The organism is Pseudomonas sp. NPDC087615 (assembly GCF_044743445.1).
GTDB lineage: Bacteria > Pseudomonadota > Gammaproteobacteria > Pseudomonadales > Pseudomonadaceae > Aquipseudomonas > Aquipseudomonas baetica_A.
The window spans coordinates 1-2,954 of sequence record NZ_JBIUWM010000123.1 but is presented as its reverse complement, the minus strand read 5'-3'; the positions used below and the strand labels follow the sequence as shown (position 1 = coordinate 2,954).

The following is a 2,954-nucleotide window of genomic DNA, read 5'->3' as shown; positions in this document are numbered from 1 at the left end:
GTAAGCGTACGCCCAACACCCTCTTGCTGATCAGACCTTCGCCTGCTTCAACCATTGATTGACCCACTCGCAGTCAAACGCCGTCGGATCGAACCCATCATCCCCATACCACTCCGACATTGCTTCATGCTCAGGGTGATTCGGATTCGCCAACGCCGCCAAAAAATCTTCATACCCTGGCGCGCCACCGATGTCCTCCGGCGGGCGAGCATTGGCTCCATCAATGCAACACGGCAGTTGCGGGAAAATATTCGCGGGCAACGTTTTCTCGACTTTAATTCGCAGTTCCCAGTTGTCGCCGAAGTCATAGACATAGCGAAACGTCTTCTTCCCGTACAACACGCTGGTCAGCTTTTTGCGCTGCTCCGAAATCACCGGTGGCCCCCAATCCGGATCAGGCACGCCGTAACTTTCGCCATCAATTTCAAACTCATGCAGGTGCGTATCGCTCCAGCCAAAAACGGCCTGGATCACGCGATGCAACTTGCTCAAGGTGATGCTTTCAGGCACTGCCACCCGGCGCCAGATCGAAGGTTTTATCCATTTAAATTCCATGTGCAGTATCAGCACACGGTCGGTTTCAACCACGGACAGATGAGATGTTTTTGGCATGGATCAAGCAGCCTCGCAGCGTTCGAGAGGGTTAAGAGAAACGTTCCAGGGCAATAGTTCGTCCACCCGATTGATCGGGTGGTCGGCGATCCGCTCCAGCACGTGGGTCAAATAGGCTTGCGGGTTCAGGTCGTTGAGTTTGGCCGAGCCTACCAGGCTGTAAATTGCAGCGGCTCGCTCTCCACCGGCATCGGAACCCACGAACAGATAATTTTTGCGACCCAAAGCGACGGCGCGCAGCGCGCGTTCGGCAGCGTTATTATCGATTTCAATCCGGCCGTCATCGCAGTAGCACACCAAGGCCTGCCACCGGTTGAGGGCATAGAAAATCGCACCGCCTAATGCCGATTTTTTCGACAGTTGAGTCAGCGTCTGGTTAAGCCACGCGTACAGCTGTTCCAGCAGCGGGCTTGCCCGGCTTTGCCGAGCGGCTTTTCGCAGGTCGGGTGGTTGGCCGCGAATCTCGCTTTCGATGGCATATAAGGCCGCGATTCGTTGCAGCACTTCGGCGGCAAGTGGTGAGGACTGGTCTTTATAAACGTCGTAAAACTTACGCCGGGCGTGAGCCCAGCAGGCAGCTTCTTGAACACGACCCGAGCGATACAACTGAGCAAAACCAGCGTAGCCGTCGGCCTGCAAGATCCCGCTGAAGTTTTTGAGATGAGCACGGGGATGTTGTCCCTTGCGATCCGGCGAGTAAGCAAACCATACCGCTGCCGGCGTCGTGTAGCCGGCGGGTCGGTCATCGCGCACATACGTCCACAGGCGTGCCGTTTTTGTTTTGCCGGTGCCCGGCGCAAGTGCGCCAATCGGCGTGTCGTCAGCGTGGACTTTATGACCACTCATAACGTGGCTCTTGAGGGCGTTGATCAGCGGCCTGAGCAACTGGCTGCTCTGGCCGACCCAGTCGGCCAAGGTCGAGCGCTCCAGATCTACGCCCTCACGAGCGTAGATCTCGGACTGCCGATACAAAGGAAGATGATCAACGAATTTGGAGACCAATACATGAGCCAGTAGCCCAGGGCCTGCCAGGCCCCGGGCTATCGGGCGGCTCGGCGCAGGTACTTGGGCGATGTACTCGCAGCAGCGGCAAACCAGCTTGGGACGAACATGGCGAATCACCTTGAAACGTGCCGGAACGTACTCCAGCACCTCAGACACATCCTCCCCCAACTGACGAAGCGTCCCGCCACAACCGGAGCATTGCGACTCGGGATGATGGACATGGATTTCGCGGGGGAGATGTTCAGGCAATGGTTTACGGCGGGAAACTGTACGAGGTGCTGGCTCAGTGATTGGCATCACTTCGGCCTGGCTGACCTCCAGCTCTTCAAGACTCAACTGGAGTTGGTCGATCATCGCGTCCAGTTGCTCGGAACTGCGACCGAACTGCGTGCGCCGCAATTTGGCGATCATCATTTTCAGGCGCTCGATCTCTGCCCGCTGGGCAGATATCAGCGCCTTTAAGGCTTGAAGATCATTGGGCAAGGAGTCGGTCACGTGAGTCATGGCCGAATATTACTAAGAATTTCCAGCGCGTAAAGTCAGACCGCGAGGACAGGTGCTGTACGAATTGGCCTGCGCCAATCAATGCCCTCCAACAGCATCGACAACTGCGCCGGCGTCAGCGACACGCTGCCGCTGGTTGCTTGCGGCCAGACGAAGCGACCTTGTTCCAGGCGTTTGCAAAACAGGCACAAACCGTCGCCGTCCCACCACAGCAACTTGATCCGATCACCGCGTCGTCCGCGAAAGGCAAAGATCTGGCCGGAAAAGGGATCGGCTTCCAGCTGTGTTTGTACCAATGCTGCCAATCCGTCGAAGCCACGGCGCATGTCGGTGACGCCGGCGGCGATCCAGATACGGGTTCCAGCGGGAGGGGCAATCATCGCAGCAACTGCTGCAAGGTGAGGTGCAAGGTCTGCGGGTCAGGTGTGCCGGTGATGCGTAGCGTGGCTTTTCCTACTTCTATAACGATCTCAGAATGGGGTTTTTGCGGCAACGGCGCTGCTGACGGCAAGTCGACAGGTGCTTTGATCACCTCGACTGGCAAGAACGTTGCGCTCGGGCTGACGGGGCCGAATGCACCGTCCTGGTATTGCTGCCGCCAGCGAAAAACCATGTTGGCGTTGACGTCATGCTCGCGGGCGATCATCGACACTGAGGCACCGGGTTGATATGAGGCTTCGACGACTTTGCGCTTGAATGCGGATGGGAAGTTCGGGCGGCGACCGGGGCGTCGAGCGGGAGCTATATCCAAGATAGTGTCCACTAAAAAATGGTGTCCACTATCTTGTCTAATTTGGAGAACGGTCAGGAGTGGGTGCTGACCGGACGGTTAC

General features: G+C 57.2%; 4 protein-coding genes. All 4 read right to left on the bottom strand.

Annotated features, from left to right (window positions below):
• Positions 1 to 30: 30 nt before the first annotated feature.
• From ACIOU6_RS27765 to tnpA, 4 genes are read right to left on the bottom strand one after another with little or no spacing between them, the layout of a single operon-like run.
• Positions 31 to 612, bottom strand: a complete 582-nt coding sequence (locus tag ACIOU6_RS27765) for a plasmid pRiA4b ORF-3 family protein (RefSeq protein ID WP_221733248.1) — start codon at positions 610 to 612, stop codon at positions 31 to 33.
• A 3-nt stretch (positions 613 to 615) separates the two neighbouring features.
• Entirely contained in the window at positions 616 to 2,121 is a 1,506-nt protein-coding gene (gene tnpC / locus ACIOU6_RS27760; protein ID WP_221733247.1) for an IS66 family transposase, read from the bottom strand.
• A 35-nt stretch (positions 2,122 to 2,156) separates the two neighbouring features.
• Positions 2,157 to 2,501: an IS66 family insertion sequence element accessory protein TnpB gene (gene tnpB / locus ACIOU6_RS27755; protein ID WP_034138746.1), complete on the bottom strand. Its 345-nt coding sequence runs from the start codon at positions 2,499 to 2,501 to the stop codon at positions 2,157 to 2,159.
• On the bottom strand, positions 2,498 to 2,872 hold the full coding sequence (tnpA, locus tag ACIOU6_RS27750) for an IS66-like element accessory protein TnpA (RefSeq protein ID WP_288109606.1): 375 nt from the start codon (positions 2,870 to 2,872) through the stop codon (positions 2,498 to 2,500). Before tnpA ends, tnpB begins: the two co-directional genes overlap by 4 nt.
• Positions 2,873 to 2,954: the final 82 nt, after the last annotated feature.